This window comes from Longimicrobium sp. (genome assembly GCF_036399255.1).
Lineage (GTDB): Bacteria > Gemmatimonadota > Gemmatimonadetes > Longimicrobiales > Longimicrobiaceae > Longimicrobium.
This window is the reverse complement of record NZ_DASWNM010000141.1, coordinates 25,417-45,470: the sequence shown is the minus strand read 5'-3', so window position 1 is coordinate 45,470 and position 20,054 is coordinate 25,417. Positions and strand designations below refer to the sequence as shown.

Genomic DNA, 20,054 nt, shown 5'->3' with positions numbered 1-20,054 from the left:
GATCAGAGACCGATATGCACACCATCACCTGGCCCGGCCGCATCGCCCGCGGCGCCGCCCTCCTGGCGGCGCTGGCGGTGGCGGCGCCCGCGGCCGCGCAGCCCGGGCTCGCCGGCTCGGCGCGCCCGCTTACGCTCGAAGACGCCCTGCGGCTGGCCGAAGACGCCAGCGAGCCCGTGCAGATTGCCCGTGCGGGGCTTACCCGCAGCCGCGGCCAGCTGGTGCAGGCCCGCAGCGCGCGGCTGCCGCAGCTCAACGGCTCGCTTTCGTACTCCCGCGCCCTGGCCTCGCAGTTCGAGGGGCTGGGCGGCGGCGCCCCGGTCGACACCACGGCGCCCCCGCCGCCGCAGAACTGCGGGCGCTACGTGCCCAACCCGGCGCTTCCCCTGGAGGCGCGGGTGGACTCGCTGGAGCACGCCCTGGACTGCACCGCCAACGGCGGCGCCAGCCCGTTCAGCGGCTTCGGCGACCTGGGCTTCGGCAGCGAGAACACCTGGCAGATCGGGCTCAGCCTGTCGCAGGCCGTGTTCAACCCGCGCATCGGCGCGCAGAACCGCATCGCCGAGGCGGGGCGCACGCGGGCCGAGATCGAGCTGAACAGCCAGCGCGCGCAGCTGGCCATGGACGTGACGCAGGCCTACTACGACGCGGCGCTGGCCGACCGGCTGGTGCGCATCGCCGAGGCCACCTTCGCCCAGGCCGACACCACGCTGGCGCAGGTGCGGCTGGCGCAGCAGGTGGGCAACCAGCCGGAGTTCGACGTGCTGCGCGCGCAGGTGCAGCGCGACAACCAGCTGCCGCTGGTCATCCAGCGCCGCGCGGACCGCGACCTGGCCTACACCCGGCTGCGGCTGCTGCTGGACATGCCCGGGGACGCGCCGCTGGCGCTGACCACGACGCTGGAAGATACGCGCGCCGTCCCCGTGGCCCGCTTCGCGGCGGACGAGGGGCTGCTGGGCGACACCTCCGTGGTCAACCGCGCGCCGGTGCAGCAGGCGGCCACGCTGGTGACCGTGCAGGAAAGCTCGCTGCGCATCGCCCGCGCGCAGCGGCTGCCCACGGTGAACCTGACCTCGCAGTACGGGCGGGTGGCGTACCCCGGCGGGCTGCTCCCCGAGCCCGACCAGTTCCGCACCAACTGGACGGTGGGGGCGCAGCTGTCCGTTCCCATCTTTACCGGCGGGCGCATTCGCGGCGACGAGCTGGTGGCCGAGGCGGACCTGCTCGAGGCGCAGGCGCGGCTGCGGCAGGCGCAGGACGCGGCCTCGCTGGACACGCGCACGGCGGTCGAGCGGCTGCAGCAGGCCCGCGCGCAGCTGCAGGCCAGCACCGGCGTGGTGGAGCAGGCGGCGCGGGCGTACTCCATCGCCCAGGTGCGGTACCGCGAAGGGCTGAGCACGCAGGTGGAGCTGGCCGACTCGCGCATCCTGCTGCAGCAGGCGCAGGCCAACCGCGCGGTGGCCGCCCGCGACGTGCAGATCGCGCAGGCCCGGGTGGCGCTGCTTCCCTACCTGCCGCTGGGCGCGGGCGGGACGCAGGGCGGCGGCGCGCAGCAGACGCAGCAGCAACCTCAACAGCAGCAGCCCCGGCAGCAGCAGGCTCCGGCGGCAGACCAGGCTTCGGCGTTCACCGCGGGGGGTGAGTGATGGCTACGATGATCAGGAACGTGGGGGCCGCGCTGGCCCTGGCGGCGGCGCTGGCGGCGTGCGGCAACGGCGAGGCGGCCGAGGGGGAAAAGGCGAAGCGCGACGAGTCGGTGCTGATCGGCCCCGAGAACGTGTACGTGGTGGGGGCCGAGGAGATCAGCAGCGGGCCCGCGCTCAGCGGCAGCCTGGCCGCGGAGCGCGAGGCGCGGGTGAACGCCGAGGCCGGCGGCGTGGTGACGGCGGTGATGGCCGAGAAGGGACAGGCGGTGCGCGCCGGGCAGGTGCTGGCCCGCATCGACGACGCGGCGCTGCAGAGCCAGGTGATCTCCACCCAGTCCGCCGTGCGCTCGGCCGAGCAGGCGGTGCAGCTGGCCGCCCGCAACGTGGAGCGCAACCAGACGCTCGAGGCGGCCGGCGCCGTGGCCACGCGCGACCTCGAGACGGCGCGCAACCAGCTGGCGGCCGCGCAGGCACAGCTGGCCGGCGCCCGCGCGCAGCTGGCCAACGCCCGCCAGCAGCAGGGCAAGACCACGGTCAACGCGCCCATCAGCGGCATCGTCAGCGAACGGCCGGTGAGCGCGGGCTCGGTGGTGGGCATGGGCGCGCCGATGTTCGTCATCGTCGATCCCGGCAGCATGCAGCTGGAAGGGAGCGTTCCCGCCTCGGACCTGAGCGCGGTGCGCGTCGGCGCGCCGGTTCGCTTTACCGTCACCGGCTACCCCGGGCAGACCTTCACCGGCACGGTGGCGCGCATCAACCCGGCGGCGGACCCGGTCACCCGGCAGGTGCCGGTGATCGTCTCCATCCCCAACGCGCAGGGGGCGCTGGTCAGCGGCCTCTTCGCCGAGGGGCGCGTGCAGGCCGAGTCGCGGCAGGGGATCACCGTCCCCGCCACCGCGGTGGACGAGCGCGGCGTGCAGCCGGCCGTCGTCCGGGTGACCGGCGGCAAGGCCGAACGCGTGCCGGTAACGCTGGGCGTGCGCGACCCCGAGACGGACCGGGTCGAGATCACCTCCGGCGTCAGCGCCGGCGACACGCTGCTCATCGGCGCGGCCATCGGCACCACGCCGGGGACGCCGGTGACCCTCCGCTCCGCGGCCGCGCCGGCGCCCGCCGCGGCACCGGCCGCGTCCGCACCCTGACCTCACGGAGACCCGGACGATGTTCATCTCCGATTTCGCGATCAAGCGGCCGGTGGTCACCACGGTGACCATGCTGGCCCTGGTCGTCTTCGGCCTGTTTGCCCTGTTCAGCCTGGACACGGACGAGTTCCCGGAGGTGGAGGCGCCCTTCATCTTCATCTCGGTCCCCTATCCCGGCGCCTCGCCCGACATCGTGGAGCGCGAGGTGGTGGACCCCATCGAGGAGGCGGTGGCGGGGATCAGCGGGGTGGACCAGATCCAGAGCCAGGCGCTGGACGGGTTCGCCTCCATCCAGGTGATCTTCGTCTACGGCATCGACCCCAAGGCGGCGGCGCAGGACATCCGCGACGCCGTCAGCCAGATCCGCGGCGACCTGCCGCAGGAGATGGAGGAGCCGATCCTGGCGCGCTTCGACCCCAACGACCAGCCCATCGTCTCGCTGTCGCTGGCCAGCAGCACCATGACGCCGGCGGAGCTCACCCGCATCGCCGACCCGGGGATCACCCGCACGCTGCGCGGCATTCCCGGCGTGGCCGAGGTGCAGGTGGCCGGCGGGGTTGAGCGCGAGCTGAGCGTGGAGGTGGACCCGTCGCGGCTGCAGGCGGCCGGGCTCTCCATCCCCCAGGTCGTCCAGGCGCTGCAGACGCAGAACCTGGCCGTCCCCGTGGGCCGGCTGAACGGCCCCCTGGAAGAGCGCACCATCCGCCTGCGCGGCCGGCTGACGTCGCCCGCGGAGTTCTCGCAGCTGGTGGTGGCGGCGCCCAACGGGGTGCCGGTGCGGTTGGCCGAGGTGGCGACGGTGCGCGACGGGACCGAGGAGGCGCGCTCGCTGGCGCTGTTCAACGGCCAGCCGGCCGTGGGCATCGACCTGGTAAAGGCGCAGGGCTACTCCACGACGTCGGTCGCCGAGGTGGTGATCGAGCGTGTGGGCGAGATCCAGAAGACGCTGCCGGCGGGCGCAAAGCTGACCGTGGTGCGCAACTCCGGCGAGCGGGTCGAGAACTCCGTCGCCAACGTGGAAGAGACGCTGCTCGTCGGCGCGCTGCTGACGGTGCTGGTGGTCTTCATGTTCCTGAACAGCTGGCGGTCGACGGTCATCACCGGCCTGGCGCTGCCGGTGTCGGTGCTGGCCAGCTTCGTGGCGGTGCTGGCGTTCGGGTTCACGCTGAACACCATGTCGCTGCTGGGCCTGTCGCTGGCCATCGGCATCCTGATCGACGACGCCATCGTGGTGCGCGAGAACATCGTGCGGCACGTGGAGATGGGGAAGGACCACTACACGGCGGCGCGCGAGGGAACGGACGAGATCGGGCTGGCGGTGGCGGCGACGACGTTCTCCATCGTCTGCGTGTTCGTCCCCATCGCCTTCATGGGCGGCTTGGCGGAGCAGTGGTTCGCGCCATTCGCGCTGACGATCGCCTGCTCGGTGCTGGTGTCGCTGTTCGTCTCGTTCTCGCTTGACCCCATGCTGTCGGCCTACTGGCCGGACCCGCACCGCGAGGAGCACGAGAAGGCCTGGATCACCCGCGCGCTGGACAGGTTCAACCGCTGGTTCGACCGGCGCGCGGACGACTACCGCCACGTGATCGGGTGGGCGCTGGACCACGCCCTGGCCATGGTGCTGATCGCGATCGGCGCCTTCGTGGGGGCGCTGGTGATCCCCGCCAAGGGCATCTACGCCTTTCTGGCGGTGATGGTGGTGATCACGGCGGCGGTGCTGGCGCTGACCTTCGTGCGCTTTCCCCGCGGCATGGGCGGCCGGGCCATGAAGGGCGGGGTGGCGCTGGCGGCGGTGGCGGGGATGTTCATCGCCATCGGCGTGGCGCCCACGGGGGGCAAGCTGGGGTTCGAGTTCTTTCCCAAGGACGACAACTCCGAGATCGTGGTCGACATCGACACGCCGCCGGGAAGCAGCCTGGACTACACGCGGCTCAAGAGCGAAGAGGTGGCGGCCATGGCCCGCCGCATCCCCGAGGTGCTGTACACCTACACCACCATCGGCGGGCAGGGCGGCTCGGTTGACCAGGGAAGCGTGTACGTGCGCCTGCAGCCCAAGGCCGAGCGCGACCGCGGCCAGGAGGACATCGCGGCCCTCCTGCGCGAGCAGGCCACGCGCATCGGCGGGGCCACGGCGGCGCTGGGCACGGGCAACTTCGGCGGCACCAAGCAGATCATGATCCAGCTGCAGGGGCCCGACATCGAGGTGCTGAACCGGCTGGCCGAGCAGGTCGAGGCGCAGGTGCGGCAGGTGCCCGGCGCCGTGGACGTGTCGCTGAGCACCAAGGGGCAGAAGCCGGAGCTGACGGTGGAGCTGAACCGCGGCCTGGCCGGCTCGCTGGGCGTGACGGCGGCGCAGGTGGCGCAGGCCATGCGCCCGGCGTTCGCGGGGATCGACGTGGGCGACTGGGTGGACCCGTCGGGCGAGACGCGCGACGTGTACGTGCGCTTCAACCCCGAGTCGCGGGCGCGCACGGCCGACCTGGCGCGGGTGCCGCTGGTGCTTCCCGGCGGCCCCGGCGGGCAGGCGACCACGCTGCCGCTGGGGCAGGTGGCCACCATCACGCGCGAGCTGGGCCCGGCGCAGATCAACCACCTTGACCGCGAGCGGGTGATCAACGTCGAGGCCAACACGCAGAACCGCCCGCTGAGCGAGGTGGTGGGCGACATCACCACCCGCATCGAGTCGGTGCGCATGCCGGTGGGCTACCAGCTCACCTTCGGCGGCGACACCGAGGACCAGACCGAGGTGTTCGGGCGCATCATGTTCGCCCTGCTGGTGGCGGTGATGCTGATGTACCTGATCCTGGTGGTGCAGTTCGGCAGCTTCCTGGACCCGCTGGCGATCCTGCTGTCGCTGCCCCTGTCGCTGATCGGGGTGGTGCTGGGGCTGTGGATCGCCGGCAGCACGCTGAACCTGATGAGCATGATCGGCATCATCATGCTGATGGGGATCGTGGCCAAGAACGCCATCCTGCTCATCGACTTCGCCAAGTGGGCCAAGGAAAGCGGCAAGAGCACGCGCGACGCGCTGATCGAGGCGGGCGCCATCCGGCTGCGGCCCATCCTGATGACCACCTTTGCGCTGATCGCGGGCATGCTCCCGGTGGCGCTGGGCAACGGCGAGGGCGCGCAGTTCCGGGCGCCGATGGGCATCGCCATCATCGGTGGCGTTGCGACCAGCACCCTGCTGACGCTGCTGGTGATCCCCACCGTGTGGGAGCTGCTGGACGACATGCGTACGAGCCTGATGGCGCGCTTCCGCCGCACGCCCACGGACGGCGGGCACGGCGGCGGGCACGGTCCCGTCCGCGATGTGACGGTGCCGCACGAGCCGCAGCGGGTTCGCCGCGAGCCCGAGCCGGAGCCCGCGCTGCGGATCGAGGGGCAGAACCCGTCGCCGGGGCTGGCGTAGGAATCGGCGTAGGGCTGAATTCGAGGCGGCCCGCCGACGCCCCCTCCGCTCGCTCAGGCTCGCACCTCCCCCAAAACTGCCGGGGGAGGTTGGGTGAGGCGGGGATCGCGGTGGTTCGGAGGGATGGGCGCGAGCGGCGGGCGCCCCCTCCGGGCCGGCACCACCGGCCCACCTCCCCCAAAACTGCTGGGGGAGGTTGGGGTGAGGCTGGGATCGTAGTGGCTCGGGGAGGCGTGGGCGCGAGCGGCGGGCTTTCCCACGAACAATGTGGGAAAGAAGATGTGGCTGGGCGTGTGCGTCGCGATGCGAGCTCCGCGGCGCCCGCGCTCCAGGGGACATCCGGTGCGGTGACGGGTGCCGTACGGGATGAGGATGATCGTAGCGGGATCGAATTCTCCCCTCTCCGTGAGGAACGAACGGGGAGGGGCCGGGGGAGGGGCACCCCGTCGGGCGCAGTCCAGTGCCCGCCGCCGAGGCCCTGGAGTTTCCGGACTTCCTCTCCCCCCGCGAGGGAAACGGAGTATGCGGACCGGTGTATCAGCCGCGCCCCGCCACGCGCGGGGTGACACCGGACCGGAGACGGGCCGGCTTTCTTCTTCCGGGATGGGGATGCAGACCACGCGCGAGGAGCCGGGCACCTCCGGCCTGACCGACGCCGAAAAGTACCTGCCGCCGCCCCCGCGCCGCGGCCCCTGGCCCCAGCGCAGGCTGGCCATCCTGGGGCGCGGGGCGGAGCGGTTCTTCGAACACGCCGGCGGCATGGCGACGCTGCTGTGGCGCACGGTGGTGTACCTGTTCACCGGCCGCATCGCGCTGCGCGAGCTCATCAACCAGATCTACTGGATGGGCGTGGGCTCCATCCCCATCGTCCTGGTGACGGGGACGCTGGCGGGGATCGTGACCTCGCAGCAGGGCGGCTATCAGTTCACCAGCGGCGTGCCCCTGTACATCCTGGGGAGCGTGGTCACCAGCAGCATCGTCCTGGAGCTGGGGCCGGTGATGACGGCGGTGGTGCTCATCGGCCGGGTGGGCGCGCGCATCACGGCCGAGATCGGCACCATGAAGGTGTCGGAGCAGATCGACGCCCTGGAGTCGCTGGGCCGCGACCCGGTGCGCACGCTGGTGGCGCCGCGCATCATCGCCGGCATCATCGCCGTGCCGCTGCTGGCGGGGATGGCCGACGCGGTGGGGGTCTTTTCCGGGATGCTGGCGGCGCAGGCCACGGCGGGGCTGGGCTACCGCTCGTTCCTGTACGGCGCGCAGCTGTTCTGGCACAACTGGGACATGTTCTACTCGCTGTCCAAGGCCACCGCGTTCGGCCTGGTGATTCCGCTGGTGGCCAGCCACATGGGCTTGGCCACGCGGGGCGGCGCCGAGGGCGTGGGGCGCTACACCACCTCCGCGGTGGTGACCATGACGCTGGCCGTGCTCATCCTGGACGCGCTGTTCCCCCCGCTGCTGCTCAACTAGAGAGGACGCGCGGATGAGCGGCGAGCCGATGGTGGAGTACCGGGACGTCTACAAGGCGTTCGACCACCCCGTCCTGGCGGGGGTGCAGCTTTCGATTGCGCGTGGCGAGACCATCTCGGTGGTGGGGCACTCGGGCACGGGGAAGAGCGTGCTCCTCAAGACCACCATCGGGCTCATTCACCCCGACGCGGGCGACATCGTGGTGGACGGCGACTCGGTGGCCCGGGCCACCCGCCGCACGCTGGCGCGCATTCGCCGCAAGGTGGGCTACGTGTTCCAGAACGCCGCGCTCTTCGACAGCATGTCGGTGTTCGAGAACGTGGCGCAGGGGCTGAGCGACGACGAGCAGCGCGAGCTGGGGCACCGCCGGCTGATGACGGAGGTGGCCGGCGCGCTGGAGCACGTGAACCTGGACCCCCGCAAGGTGCTGACCAAGCTTCCGTCCGAGCTTTCGGGCGGCATGCGCAAGCGGGTGGGGATCGCGCGGGCCATCGTGGGCCGCCCCGAGATCCTGCTGTACGACGAGCCGGTGACGGGGCTGGACCCGGTGAACGGCACCGTGGTGCACCGGCTGATCGCCCAGCTGGCCGAGGAGATGGGCGTAACGTCCATCATCGTGACGCACGACATCGAGGGAACGCTTCCCATCTCGGACCGGGTGGCCATGCTGGACCACGGGCGCGTGCGCTTCGTGGGCACGGCCGACGAGTTCCGGGACAGCGACGACGCGCTGGTGCGCGCGTTCCTGGAGCGCGACGTTCCCGACAGCGACATGGCAGAGACTCCCTAGGAACCCGATGATTCAGCGCGCAGACGGTGCGGCGCCCGCGGGGCCGCCCAAACGACTTTCACCCGAGGATCTGCGGACCATGGCTCCGATCCGCCAGCCGCGCCGAGAAGTATCGGTGGGCCTGTTCGTCGTCGTCGGCATGCTGGCCGTGCTGGTGGCCCTGTTCGCCCTCACCGATCCCGGCACCTTCCGCGGGCGGTACCACATCTCGACGGTGGTCCAGAGCGCGGGCGGCATTCGCAAGGGCGACCCGGTGCAGCTCAAGGGCGTCAACATCGGCCGCATCCGCGACTTCACCATCACTCCCGGCGGCGTGCGCATCAGCATGGAGCTGGAGTCGGAGTACATGGTGCCCGAGGACTCGCGCATCTCCATCGTCTCCGGCGGGCTGCTGCAGTCCATGGTGGCCGAGGTGGTGCCCGGCGACAGCAAGGAGCGCGCGGCCGACGGCGCGCTGCTCCCCAGCACTGAGGCCACCACGCTTACGCAGACGGCCGAGCAGCTGGGCGAAACGGCCCAGGCGCTGGGCGCCGACGCCGACACGGTGCTGCTGCGCGCGCAGGACCTGCTTTCGCGCGAGAACATCGGCGCGGTGGGGGCCAGCGCGCAGCAGATGCAGGCGCTGCTGGTGGCGCTCACCACCCTGGCGGCGGAGCAGCGGCAGCAGCTGAACGCGCTTACCGGCAGCCTTACCCGCTCGGCGCAGGGGATCGAGGGGGCGGCCACGCAGCCGGAGCTGGCGCGCGCCCTGGCCCGCACCGACAGCATGAGCCTGCGCCTGGACGCGGCGACCGCGTCGCTGCAGCAGGCCAGCACCAGCATCGCGTCGCTGGTGGGGCGCATGGAGAGCGGCGAGGGCACGCTGGGCAAGCTGATGCGCGACGACCAGCTGTACAACAACCTGAACGCCGCCGTGACCGGCCTGAACCAGCTGACCACGGACATCCGCCAGAACCCGCGCCGGTACATCAACGTCAGCGTGTTCTGACGGCGGGAGTGCGTGAGTGCGTGAGTGGATGGGCAAAGGCCCGCTTCCCGGGGAGGGAGGCGGGCCTTTGCGCATGCTTCAGAATCCGCAAAAGAATGGGCTCACACAGAGTCAGCAGAGTTAGCAGAGTGCAAGTTCCTCTGTTGACTCTGCTGACTCTGTGTGAGGCCAAATCAGTCAGGGAACCATTCTCACACGCTTGCAGGAGCGGAGGCCTGGTAGTACGCAGTGCTTCCGATGCGGGACGGGCGGGCGGCAAGCAGCTGCGCATCCGCCAACCCCGCGTCGCGCAGGGCGCCGAGGACGCGGTCTTCCGCGTTGTCCTTCAGGTGGCGGTCGGCGTGGATGAGGTGCGCGGTAAAGCCGCGTTTGCCAGAAGCGCCCGACGGGGCGAAGTCGACCATGTGAAAGCGGCCGCCCGGCTTGAGCACGCGCCGCACCTCGCGCAGCGTATTCTCCTTTACCTGGCGCGACAGGTGGTGGTACATGAACGACGACAGCACGCGGTCGAACGAGGCATCGGGATAGGGAAGCTCATCCGCGAACCCCCGGTCCAGCTGGATGGCGACGCCCGCGCGCCGCGCCTTGCGCTGCGCGATCGCCAGCGCGTTGGGATCGGGATCCAGCCCGACGACCTCGGCGCCGGGCTGCTTCTTCTTGACCAGCAGGAGCAGGCTCCCCGTCCCGCACCCGATCTCCAGCACGCGGTCGCCCGCCCGGCAGGCGGCCTGCTCCACGAACAGCGCCCGCGCCGCGTCCGCGCCCAGCAGCTTCGCCAGCAGGTCGTAGAACGGCAGCCGCCAGTGCTTTCCCGCCGCGGGGACGTAGGACCTGCTGGAAGTTTCGGCCATGGTCCGTCGACGTTCAGGTGGAGGGCGCCATCCGCATGCCTATTACTACCCTCTTCCCCGCCCTTCATCAACCATGTTCAACAACCGCAGGCCAGCACGCGACAACCGGAGGGGCGCCGCGAGCAACCTCCATTGACTCCGTGTGGCCCTTCCCAAGCGGGCCTTGCCTCTGCAGATAGAGGGGAGCGCCGACTTCCTGAGGGAGCGCACCACGCGCACCCAGAACCCGCACAACCGATTGCGCGCGACCGAAGGACCTCCTCCCGGCTTGCGAGAGACAGTCTCTTGGGCAGAGAACCAGCCCCACAGTTCTGCCAGCGAGATCCTTCGGTCGGCGCGAGAGCACCTCGCAAGGCAGGCTGCGGAGCGGCGCCTCCCTCAGGAAGTCAGTTGCGGCGGGGGTTGGCAACACCCGCGAGAGCACGCAGCAAAGAAGGTGCGGGCGCGGCACCCGGGCCACTCCCGCACTAACGCACTCCCGCACTCCCGCACTTCCCTCAAGCCACCGCCGCCTGCGGCTCGTCCTCGGCCTCGTCCTCGTGCTCCGGCGGCGGAAGCAGGTGGTCCAGCGGCACGTGCTCCTCGCGCATTCCCTTGCGGCGCGGATCCGCCACCCACACCGCCAGCCGCTGGATGAAGCGCCACACCCCGCCGCCCGTGGGCTTCTGGTAGCCCGGCTCGCGCGGGTCCGTGCCCATGCGCGCAAACACCTGCGTAAGCCACTCGGGCCCGTGCCCGCCCACCTCCAGCTCCGGCAGCCAGCACTCCAGCTCGCCGTAGGGCACCAGGAACACCCCGTACTCCGCCAGGCTGGCCAGCAGCGTGTCGGCCAGGGCGCGCGCCTCGCCGCTCAGGCGGTGAATGCCGCCGTCCTTGTAGTCGGCGTTGTTGATCTGCTGGTGCAGCCGGCGGCGCTGCTCCTCCCACGGCTCCCAGAACACCTCGGGGACGTAGGCGCTGCGCAGCAGGTCGCGAAAGTCCTCGCGCCCCTTCAGCAGGTCCAGGTCCAGCACGGCCGCCGCCGGAAGCCCCATCTCGCGCAATGGGCGAATGATGCGACGCACCGTCTGCTTGTTCTGCGCGTTGAGGAACACCACGCCGTCGGCCCCGCCCGCCCGGTGCGCCAGCAGCCGCTCGTTGACCTCGGCGTAGAACACGCGGTCCGCGTCGGCCTCGCACACCACCGCGCCCTCGTGGAACAGGGCGCCCAGCACCCCCGTGGAGCGCAGCAGCGGGTCGCGCATCATCGTCGCCAGCTTGTCGGCCGAAAGCAGCCGCGCACCGGGAATTCCCTTGCGGTAGGTAAGCCGGACGATGTTCACCGCCTGCCCCGACGTAATGCACCCCATCACGAAGTCGGGCGAGTGCGTGGCGGCCATCACGTTGGCGCCCCGCTCCGCCGCCAGCTGCGTGAGCCGCTTGCCCAGCTTGCGCACCAGGGGCGGATGCAGAAAGGCCTCGGGCTCGTCCACCAGCATGATGCGGTAGTCGTCGCTCAGCACCGCCGCCGTCAGCCCCGTAAAGGCGCGGATGCCGTCGCTCATCTGGTCGATGTCGGTGGCACGACCGTGAAAGGCGCGCGAGCGGTCGCTGATGGACTGCTCTTCCTCGTCGTCCATGGGCGCGCGGTCCGACATCCGCACGCGAAAGTGCGTCCCTTCGGTGGGGTCGATGACGAAGTACAGCCCCAGCGCGTCCGCCGTGATCTCGCGGATGCGCTCGCGGGCCTCGTCGTCGCGGAACAGCGCGCCCAGGTGGTTGGTGGGATGCGCCTCGGGGTCGCCGGCGGCCTGCGGCTGCAGAAGGGTAAGCCGCGTCTGCCCGTCCAGCCGCAGGGTGAACAGGGCCAGAAAGTCGCGGCACAGGCGCTCCAGGTCCTCGTCCGACGGGTTGCCCGAGTAGGCGGCGGCCTGCAGCAGCGCCTCCAGGTCCAGCTCCTGCTCCACGATGGGCTCGGCCACGTCGGTGGCGCGGCGGCGCCACACCTCGCCGGTGTGGCGCAGGCGCAGCACGCGCACGGTCCCCTCCGCGTCGCCCTCGCCCACGGCGCGCAGAAGGACCATGTCCTCGATTTCCTCGTCGGGCGGCAGCAGCAGCTCCAGCCGCCGCACGATGTGGCGCAGCGACTCGCCGCCGCTGTCGATGAAGTCCTCGATCTCGCGCAGCGCCAGGCTTTTGCCCGAATTGTTGGGTCCCACGAACACCGTCATGGGGCCCGGCGTAAACCGCAGCGGCGTGTCCTGGTCGTCCGCGCCAAAGCGCAGCGCTACCGTCTTGAGCATCGCGTCGGGGTCGTCCGGCCGCCGCTCCGGACGCACTGCGCCCCCCGCGGATCACTGGCCGTCGTGTGTCGTGTTGCGAAAAATCCCCCTGCTCCAGCCCGTCTTTCCCCCGCGGCGGTGCGAGAAGTGCGCCAGACGCGTGACATTCCTGCTACATGGCTGGCCGGGCGGAATCCTCCATGTGGGATGACAGCAAGGACGATTTCATGGGAAACAAACATTTCGTTGACGACAGCTCGTTACGTGCTTATCCGTATCCCAAGCCGGCATAACCCAGGAGAGAGCCTGCAGGAGGTGTTGCATGAGAGGGGCCCCATGGTGGTTGCGACGGAGCATCCTGATGGCATGCTGCACGGCGTTGTTGTGCGGCTGTGAACACGCGCAAGAGAACGTGATGACCACCCCCGACATGCGGCCGCTGCGCCTGGAAGTTCCGGATCACGACTTCCGGATCAGCGCCGAGGACCGCGCGAAGATCGTCCCCGACGTGGACCCCGACGCTCTCGAGCGGCTGCTCGGAATGGTCCGACGTGACGTCCGCGCGGAGATGCTGAAGTTGTTTCAGTATCCGGCGCCGGGCGAGCGTTTCGCGTACCTTTTCGAGATGGCAGAGCCAGAGTTGCAGGCGGTGCTGGAGGAAGTCTGGGCCCCTGCGTGGTACGATGTGTCTGACGAGCTTCTGGAGAACGGAGGGTTGCCTCATCCCGGTCGCGAGATCGCCTTGCGTCGGCGACAGGAGCGACGGAAGCGCGGAGAGAGCGACTTCTAGTGCTAGTTCATCATCCGCCCCACCTCAATGCGAACCAGCCATGCAAAGACCAGCCTGGATTGCACTCCTTATCGGCCTCTCCGCTGCAACCACACCTGCTGCCTCGCAGGTAGACGTGAGCTGTCCCAGCACTCTGCGCGCCCGGTTCGACTACTACCAACCGGTCGTGTACCGCGGAAAGGAATTCGAGACCGAGTGGCGGAACATCGCCGGCGGTGCTATGGGCGGTCCCAGTTACGCTTGGTTTGTTGCCACGCCGGACCCGAACCCGCTCTCCTTGGACGGAACAGCACGATGGCGCAACGCTCGAATCCTCGTCCACTGCTTCGCGACGCGGCTGTGGAACAGTAACAGGACTTACCACTACCACCCCATTGCCTACAACGGCACGCTAGAATCTACCCAGAGTGCCTGCGGTACGGACCCGCCAACCTGGGGTGGTGAAGACTACGTGACCAGCGACCCTTCGGCGGGGGTCGTCATGGATGATGGCACTGAACCCGTGACTCGGCTCATCAGGGATCCGGATCGAGCGGGTGCGCCATCCGATGCGTACCTCATGGATTGTGGCGGAGCGGGCGGGGGTGACGCAGGCGGCTCGGGCAGCGTGACCTGCCAGTGGGAGTACATGACGATCGAGATCTCCTACGACGGCGGGAAAACCTGGTCCGTCTGGTGGGAAGGGTGGGGCCAGACTTGCGAAAGCATGTCCTGATCTCCTCTGGCGGGGATACGCAGTCAGCCAAAGTCCCGTCCGGCGAGCGAGCCGGGCGGGATTTGTTGCATTCGCACGGTGGGTTTACCCTCACACCCCTCACGTCGCAGTGTTCTCTCCCGCGCCCATTTCGCTGTAGTCGCTGCGTCGGCAGCTGTCGCCGGGGAGGACGCAGTGGTCTGGCCACCCTTGCCTGCGCCGTTCGAAGCGCGATCGAATTCTCCCCCTCTCCCGCTTGCGGGAGAGGGGGCCGGGGGGTGAGGGCCCCCGTCGGGCGCAGTTCGATCCATTTCGACGATCCGCGATCCCCGACCTGCTCCGCCGCACGCGAAAAGGCCCGCCCCCCAACCGGGGAGCGGGCCTCATCACGTCACCTGCTCACGCACTCACGCACTTCCGCACTCCCGCACTTTGTCCTCAGGTCTGGAACCCGCTCACCAGCTCCCGCATGCGCTCGGCGGCGTGCAGCAGCTCGGCGCTGCTGGCCGACATCTCCTGCGTGGCGGCGCTCTGCTCTTCGGCGGCGGCGCTGACCTCCTCGGCGCTGGCGGCGTGCGACTCGGCCGTCCCCGACACCTCCGTCAGCGCGGCCTCCACGCCGCCCATCGCCGCGGAGTTGCGGGCGGCGGCCTCTTCCACCTGGTCGGCGGCCAGGCGCACCCCGTCCACCGCGGCCAGGATCTGCTCCAGCGCGCTGTCGGCGCCGCGCGACACCTCCTCCACGTCCTGCACCTTTTCCGTGCCGCGCGACATGGTCTGCACCACGTCGGCGATGCGGGTGCGGATGCCGGACACGTTCTGCGCCACCTCGTTGGCCGCCCGGGCCGAGCCCTCGGCCAGCTTGCGCACCTCTTCGGCCACCACCGCGAAGCCGCGGCCGTGCTCGCCCGCGCGCGCCGCCTCGATGGCCGCGTTCAGCGCCAGCAGGTTGGTCTGCCGGGCGATGGCGGTGATGGTCTCCACGAAGCGGTCGATCTGGATGGACGCCTGCTCCAGCTCCGTGACCCGCGCCGCGCTGTCCGTCACCACGCCACGAATCTCCAGCAGCCGCTGCAGCGCGCTTCCCACCTCGGCCCGGCTCTGCGCGGCCACCAGGTGAATCTGCTGCGAGAGCGAGCTCACCATCTGCGACGCGTTGACGATCTCGGTGGAGCGCTGCCCCATCTCTTCCAGCGCGTCCTTGGTGGCCTGCAGCCCGTGCGACTGGCTTTCGGCGCCGCTGGCGATCCCCACCATGGCCGTGGCCACCTCGCCGCTGGACGCCGCCACCTCTTCCGAGATGCTCGACAGGTCCGAGGCGAAGTTGCTGATGCGCTCGGCCGTGCCCACCGTTTCGCCCACGATGGTGCGCAGTTGCCCCGCCATCTGGTCGAAGGTCATGGAGAGCGCCGAGAACTCGCGCGTCATGGACTGCCCCTCGCCGTCGGCCCGCTGGCGCAGGTCGCCCGCGCCCAGCGCCGTGGCGCTCCCCGCCAGCGCGTCCAGCGGCCGCTGGATCCACCAGCGCATGGCGATGTTGATGAGCAGCCACGTGAGCACGGCGGCGACCACGGCCACCACGATCAGGAGCAGCATCCAGTTCACCGTCTCGCGGCGCATTTCGGCGGCGGCGGCGGACACCTTCTCGGCCTGCGTCTGGCCGATCTCGCGGATGGATTGTTCCAGCTGCTGCGTCTGCGGGCGCACGGCGGCCACGCGGCGCAGGCCACCGTCGCGGTCGCCCACGTCGACCTGCGCGTGGGCCAGCGCGTACTCCACCTCGATGCGCTGGTGGGTCTGCTCCAGCGCCGTGATCTTCTGCTGCTCGGCGGTGGTCAGGTCCTCGAGGTCCTTGTACTGGCGCCGCTGCTCGTGCGCGCGGCGGCCGTACTCGGCGTACTGCTGCTGGAACTGCGCGTCGGGCGTGACCAGGTACCGCTCGCCCGCCGCGATCTGGTTCAGGATCAGCGACTCCAGCTGCGTGCCGATCTCGCTGCTGCGGCGCAGGTCGTTCAGCCGCTTTTCGGTGTCGCGCGACACGCGGTTCAGGCTCCACACCGCCACCGCCGCGCCCACCAGCACCAGCAGCACGATCACGGCGCCGCCGGCGCGAAGCCGGTTGCGCAGGGTGTCGAACCACCCGCCCCCGCCCTGCGGCCCCTGCGGGCTCCACCGCGCGCTCATCGGGCCGCCTCCGGCAGCACGATGCCGCCGCCCCGGATCACTCCCATCGTGAACCGCTTGTTCACCGGATCTCCGTTCTGGTCGAAAGCCACTCTTCCCGCCACGCCCTCGAACGCCGGCGAGCCCCGCTCGGCGCCCACCCCCTCCAGCCACTGGCGGATGGCGGCGGGGTCGCGGTGCCCCGCCCGCAGCGCCCCGGCCAGCAGCCGCACCGCGTCGTACGCCAGCGCCGACTGCGAATCGGGGTCCTCCTTGTACCTGGCCCGGTAGCGCGCCACGAAGGCGCGCGCCGAGTCCGACATCTGCCCGTGAAACAGCACGCCCACGGCGGTGCCGTCGTAGCGCGCGCCCATGCCGGCCAGCCCCTCGATGCCGTCGCCGCCCAGGAAGCGCGCCGCCAGCCCCACCTGCTGCGCCTGGGTGATGGCCCGCGCCGCCGGCTCCTGCAGCCCCGCCACGAAGACGAGGTCGATGCCGCGCGCCTTCATCCGCAGCAGGTACGGGCGAAAGTCCGGCGTATCTTCCAGGAAGGGGTCCATGGCCGCCACCGCACCCCCCGCCGCGCGCAGCGCGCTGGCGAAGTTGCGGGCCAGCCCCTGTCCGTAGTCGTCGTTGGAGTACAGCACCGCCACGCGCCGCCCCATGCCGTGGGCCGCGCCGGCCAGCGCCACCGCGTTGGCCGAGTCGCTGCTGGCCACCCGGAAGATCCATCCGCCCAGCTTGCTGATCTCGGGGCTGGTGGCGCTGGTGGCCACGGCGGGGAGGCTGCCGTCGTACTTCTGCGCGGCGGCGATGGTGGCGCCGGAGTACACGTGCCCCACCACGGCCAGCACGCGCGGGTCGTTCACCAGCGAGTCGGCCGCGGCCAGGGCGGTCGTGGGGCTGCCCTTGTCGTCCACCACGCGCAGCGCCAGCGTGCGCCCGCCAAAGGCGCCCGCCGCGTTCAGCTCCTCCACGGCCAGCTCGGCGCCCATCCGCGAGCGCACGCCGTACACGTCGGGCGCGCCTTTGCCGTCGGTCAGCGGCACCGCCAGCCCCAGCACCAGCGCGTCGCCGCCGCCGCCCAGGGAGGCGCAGGCGGCCACGGCCACCAGTGCGCCTGCGGCAAGGAGTGCGGCGCGCGCGCGGCGCGGCTGCCGGCCTGCACGGGCGGCGAACGTCATTCGTGTACCGGGGAGTAGCAGCGGTGGAGCAGAAACGTGTCGGGGAGGAGCCCAAGCTACGCGTGTGTCCAGAAGTTGTCAACGACAAAGGGCGATTCCAACCCGCGAGGGACGCTCCTTTGTTTAAATCCGGGCTTGCGCCGGACAGGATCGGCCTGCCTTATGGTGCGATGCAGCAGAAACCAGCTTCTTCACGCTTCTTCACGGAAGATCTCGGCCGCGGCCGCGGGATCGAGGCTGCGATTTTCCCATACCTGAAGCTCATCGGTATGGCCCTTCTCGCCAGGGAACGAGGGAGGCTCCAATGACCAAAGGTGCTGCCGGCACCGAGATCCGGGAGCGGCGCTCAGGACATGCGGCGCCGTGGCAGAAGGGATGGAGTGGTACGCTGAATCACCTTCGAAGGATCGGAACGTACCTCTGGATAGGCCTGGCCAACCCAGGCCCCCCATCGCATTTGAAACCGAAGCGGGCTCGTGTCTGATGATCTCTCCGCGCCCCCGGCTGCCCGCCGGGGGCGCGGACTTCTTCGTAGTTGACGGTGCACCTTCCCTTGCTTCGCCCTTTGCGGGAGGCACGCTCCGTTCGTGACGGCACAACGGCGGAGGCTGTGGATTTTTAGCCGTTCCGCGTTGCCCGTCCGCCGCCCCGCCGCTACGTTCCGCGCCATGCGACCGATCCGGATTCCACTCCGCTCCCCGCGCGCTCCCGCGGAGGGCCGCGCGTGAGCGACGCGCGCGCGCACGACGAAGAGGCCGACGCCCGCGCCGACCCGCGCATGCTGCGCCGGCTGGTCTCCTACCTGGGCCCCTACCGGCTGCAGGTGGGGGTGTCGCTGGTGCTGCTGTTCACCGGCGCGGCGCTGGAGCTTGCCGGGCCGTACCTTACCAAGGTGGCGCTGGACAGGGCGCTCCCCGCCCGCGACGCCGGGCTGCTGGGCCGGCTGGTGCTGCTGTACGTGGGCTCGCTGGTCCTGGCCTTTCTGGCCGAGTACGCGCACACCCTGCTGACCGCCTGGCTGGGGCAGCGGGTGATGTTCGACCTGCGGGTGCAGGTGTTCGAGCACCTGCAGCGCCTCTCGCTGCGCTTCTTCGACCGCAACCCCGTGGGGCGGCTGATGACGCGGGTGACCAACGACGTCGAGCAGCTCAACGAGGCCTTCTCGTCCGGGCTGGTCACCATCTTCGGCGACGTGTTCACGCTGCTGTTCATCGTGGGGATGATGCTGCAGCTGAACTGGCGGCTGGCGCTGGTCACCTTCACCGTCCTCCCGTTCGTCGCCGTCGCCACCTTCCTGTTCCGGGGATTGATCCGCCGCGCCTATCGCGACATCCGCGTGCGGCTGGCGCGCATCAACGCCTTTACGCAGGAGCACGTCAGCGGCATCCGCGTGGTGCAGCTGTTCGGGCGCGAAGAGCCGGTGCTGGCGCGCTTCAAGAAGGTGAACGCGGACCACCTGGAGGCGCACCTGCGCTCCATCACCTACTACGCGCTCTTCTTTCCCGTCATCGAGGTGCTCACGGCCGTGGCCCTGGCCCTCATCCTGTGGTACGGCGGCGGCGCCACGCTGCAGGGGACCATGACGGTGGGCGTGGTGGCGGCCTTCCTCCAGTACACGCGCCGCTTCTTCCGCCCCATCCAGGATTTGTCCGAGAAGTACAACATCCTGCAGGGCGCCATGGCCGCCTCCGAGCGCATCTTCGAGCTGCTGGACACCGAGCCCGACGTGCCAGCGGATGCGCATCCCCTGCGGCTGCCGGAGCCGGGGCGCGGCGAGATCGAGTTCCGCGACGTGTGGTTCCGCTACGGGGACGAAGACGACTGGGTGCTCAAGGGGGTCAGCTTCACCGCCCGGCCGGGCGAGCGGGTGGCCATCGTGGGGGCCACGGGGGCGGGAAAGAGCACCATCATCTCGCTGCTGATGCGCTTCTACGACGCCACCCGCGGCGAGGTGCTGTTCGACGGCGTCCCCATCCGCCGCGTCTCGGCGCGCGAGCTGCGCAGCCGGGTAAGCCTGGTGCTGCAGGACGTCTTTCTGTTCAGCGAGGACGTGACCAGCAACATCCGCCTGGGCGAGGCCGGCATCTCGGACGAGCGGGTGCGCGAGGCGGCGCGGCGGGTAGGCGCGGAGCCGTTCATCAACCGGCTTCCCGGCGGATACGCGCAGCCGCTGGGGGAGCGCGGCACCTCGCTGTCCGTGGGCGAGCGGCAGCTGGTGAGCTTTGCGCGGGCGCTGGCCTTCGATCCGCTGGTGCTGGTGCTGGACGAAGCCACCAGCTCGGTGGACTCGGAACTGGAGGCGCAGATCGAGGAGGCGCTGGACGAGCTGATGCGCGGCCGCACCTCGCTGGTGATCGCGCACCGCCTGTCCACCGTCCAGAGCGCGGACCAGATCCTGGTGCTGCACCACGGCGAGATCCGCGAGCGCGGCACGCACGCCGAGCTGCTGCGCCGCGGCGGCCTGTACGCGCGCCTGCACGAACTCCAGTTCGTCCGCAGCGCCCCCGCCGACGCCGCGTAGACCCCGGAGTCCCAGCCCCGGCGCAATCGGCCTTCGATAACCACGGACGGATCGGCGCACGTCCGCCTCCGGAGCGAATGAATTCGCCGCGGGAAAGGCGCAACCTCCGCCTGCCCGGACTCGGCGGCCCGGGCGCGTGCGG

General features: G+C 70.5%; 14 protein-coding genes. 10 read left to right on the top strand and 4 right to left on the bottom strand.

From position 1 onward, the window contains the following. Positions 1 to 14: 14 nt before the first annotated feature. From VGC13_RS26560 to VGC13_RS26535, 6 genes are all read left to right on the top strand, one after another. The gene (locus VGC13_RS26560; protein WP_331128347.1) at positions 15 to 1,646 is read left to right on the top strand and encodes a TolC family protein; all 1,632 of its coding nucleotides are present in this window, start codon (positions 15 to 17) and stop codon (positions 1,644 to 1,646) included. Further along, positions 1,646 to 2,788 carry an efflux RND transporter periplasmic adaptor subunit gene (locus VGC13_RS26555; protein ID WP_331128346.1) on the top strand — a complete coding sequence of 381 codons (1,143 nt, stop codon included), beginning with the start codon at positions 1,646 to 1,648 and terminating at the stop codon, positions 2,786 to 2,788. The genes VGC13_RS26560 and VGC13_RS26555 overlap by 1 nt, the downstream gene beginning before the upstream one ends. Positions 2,789 to 2,807: 19 nt before the next feature. Continuing rightward, positions 2,808 to 6,200 carry an efflux RND transporter permease subunit gene (locus tag VGC13_RS26550; RefSeq protein WP_331128345.1) on the top strand — a complete coding sequence of 1,131 codons (3,393 nt, stop codon included), beginning with the start codon at positions 2,808 to 2,810 and terminating at the stop codon, positions 6,198 to 6,200. Positions 6,201 to 6,809: 609 nt separating this feature from the next. Next, entirely contained in the window at positions 6,810 to 7,670 is an 861-nt protein-coding gene (locus VGC13_RS26545) for an ABC transporter permease (protein WP_331128344.1), read from the top strand. A 13-nt stretch (positions 7,671 to 7,683) separates the two neighbouring features. Further along, positions 7,684 to 8,460, top strand: coding sequence for an ABC transporter ATP-binding protein (locus VGC13_RS26540; protein ID WP_331128343.1), 777 nt, complete (start codon positions 7,684 to 7,686; stop codon positions 8,458 to 8,460). A 79-nt stretch (positions 8,461 to 8,539) separates the two neighbouring features. Then, positions 8,540 to 9,448: an MlaD family protein gene (locus tag VGC13_RS26535; protein ID WP_331128342.1), complete on the top strand. Its 909-nt coding sequence runs from the start codon at positions 8,540 to 8,542 to the stop codon at positions 9,446 to 9,448. Between the two features lie 191 nt (positions 9,449 to 9,639). On the opposite strand, the gene VGC13_RS26530 is transcribed toward VGC13_RS26535, so the two are convergent. Together VGC13_RS26530 and VGC13_RS26525 are read right to left on the bottom strand one after the other, a co-directional pair. Next, complete coding sequence (locus VGC13_RS26530; protein WP_331128341.1) at positions 9,640 to 10,299, bottom strand: class I SAM-dependent methyltransferase; 660 nt, start codon at positions 10,297 to 10,299, stop codon at positions 9,640 to 9,642. Positions 10,300 to 10,796: 497 nt separating this feature from the next. After that, positions 10,797 to 12,581, bottom strand: a complete 1,785-nt coding sequence (locus VGC13_RS26525; RefSeq protein WP_331128340.1) for an ATP-binding protein — start codon at positions 12,579 to 12,581, stop codon at positions 10,797 to 10,799. Positions 12,582 to 12,975: 394 nt separating this feature from the next. On the opposite strand from VGC13_RS26525, the gene VGC13_RS26520 reads away from it, so the two are divergent. Both VGC13_RS26520 and VGC13_RS26515 read left to right on the top strand, forming a co-directional pair. After that, positions 12,976 to 13,350, top strand: a complete 375-nt coding sequence (locus VGC13_RS26520) for a hypothetical protein (RefSeq protein ID WP_331128339.1) — start codon at positions 12,976 to 12,978, stop codon at positions 13,348 to 13,350. Between the two features lie 40 nt (positions 13,351 to 13,390). Then, a complete protein-coding gene (locus VGC13_RS26515; protein ID WP_331128338.1) occupies positions 13,391 to 14,065 on the top strand; it encodes a hypothetical protein in 675 nt (224 codons plus the stop codon). A 417-nt stretch (positions 14,066 to 14,482) separates the two neighbouring features. Here the strand turns inward: VGC13_RS26515 and VGC13_RS26510 are convergent, their stop codons facing one another. Continuing rightward, the gene (locus VGC13_RS26510) at positions 14,483 to 16,228 is read right to left on the bottom strand and encodes a HAMP domain-containing methyl-accepting chemotaxis protein (RefSeq protein ID WP_331128337.1); all 1,746 of its coding nucleotides are present in this window, start codon (positions 16,226 to 16,228) and stop codon (positions 14,483 to 14,485) included. Further along, positions 16,225 to 17,391 (bottom strand): ABC transporter substrate-binding protein, encoded by a 1,167-nt coding sequence (locus tag VGC13_RS26505; RefSeq protein WP_331128336.1) that lies wholly within the window; start codon positions 17,389 to 17,391, stop codon positions 16,225 to 16,227. Before VGC13_RS26505 ends, VGC13_RS26510 begins: the two co-directional genes overlap by 4 nt. A 23-nt stretch (positions 17,392 to 17,414) precedes the next feature. Here VGC13_RS26505 and VGC13_RS26500 point away from each other — a divergent pair, with 23 nt between their 5' ends. Then, positions 17,415 to 17,699: a hypothetical protein gene (locus tag VGC13_RS26500; RefSeq protein WP_331128335.1), complete on the top strand. Its 285-nt coding sequence runs from the start codon at positions 17,415 to 17,417 to the stop codon at positions 17,697 to 17,699. A 416-nt stretch (positions 17,700 to 18,115) separates the two neighbouring features. Continuing rightward, a complete protein-coding gene (locus VGC13_RS26495) occupies positions 18,116 to 19,912 on the top strand; it encodes an ABC transporter ATP-binding protein (protein ID WP_331128334.1) in 1,797 nt (598 codons plus the stop codon). Positions 19,913 to 20,054 lie beyond the last annotated feature (142 nt).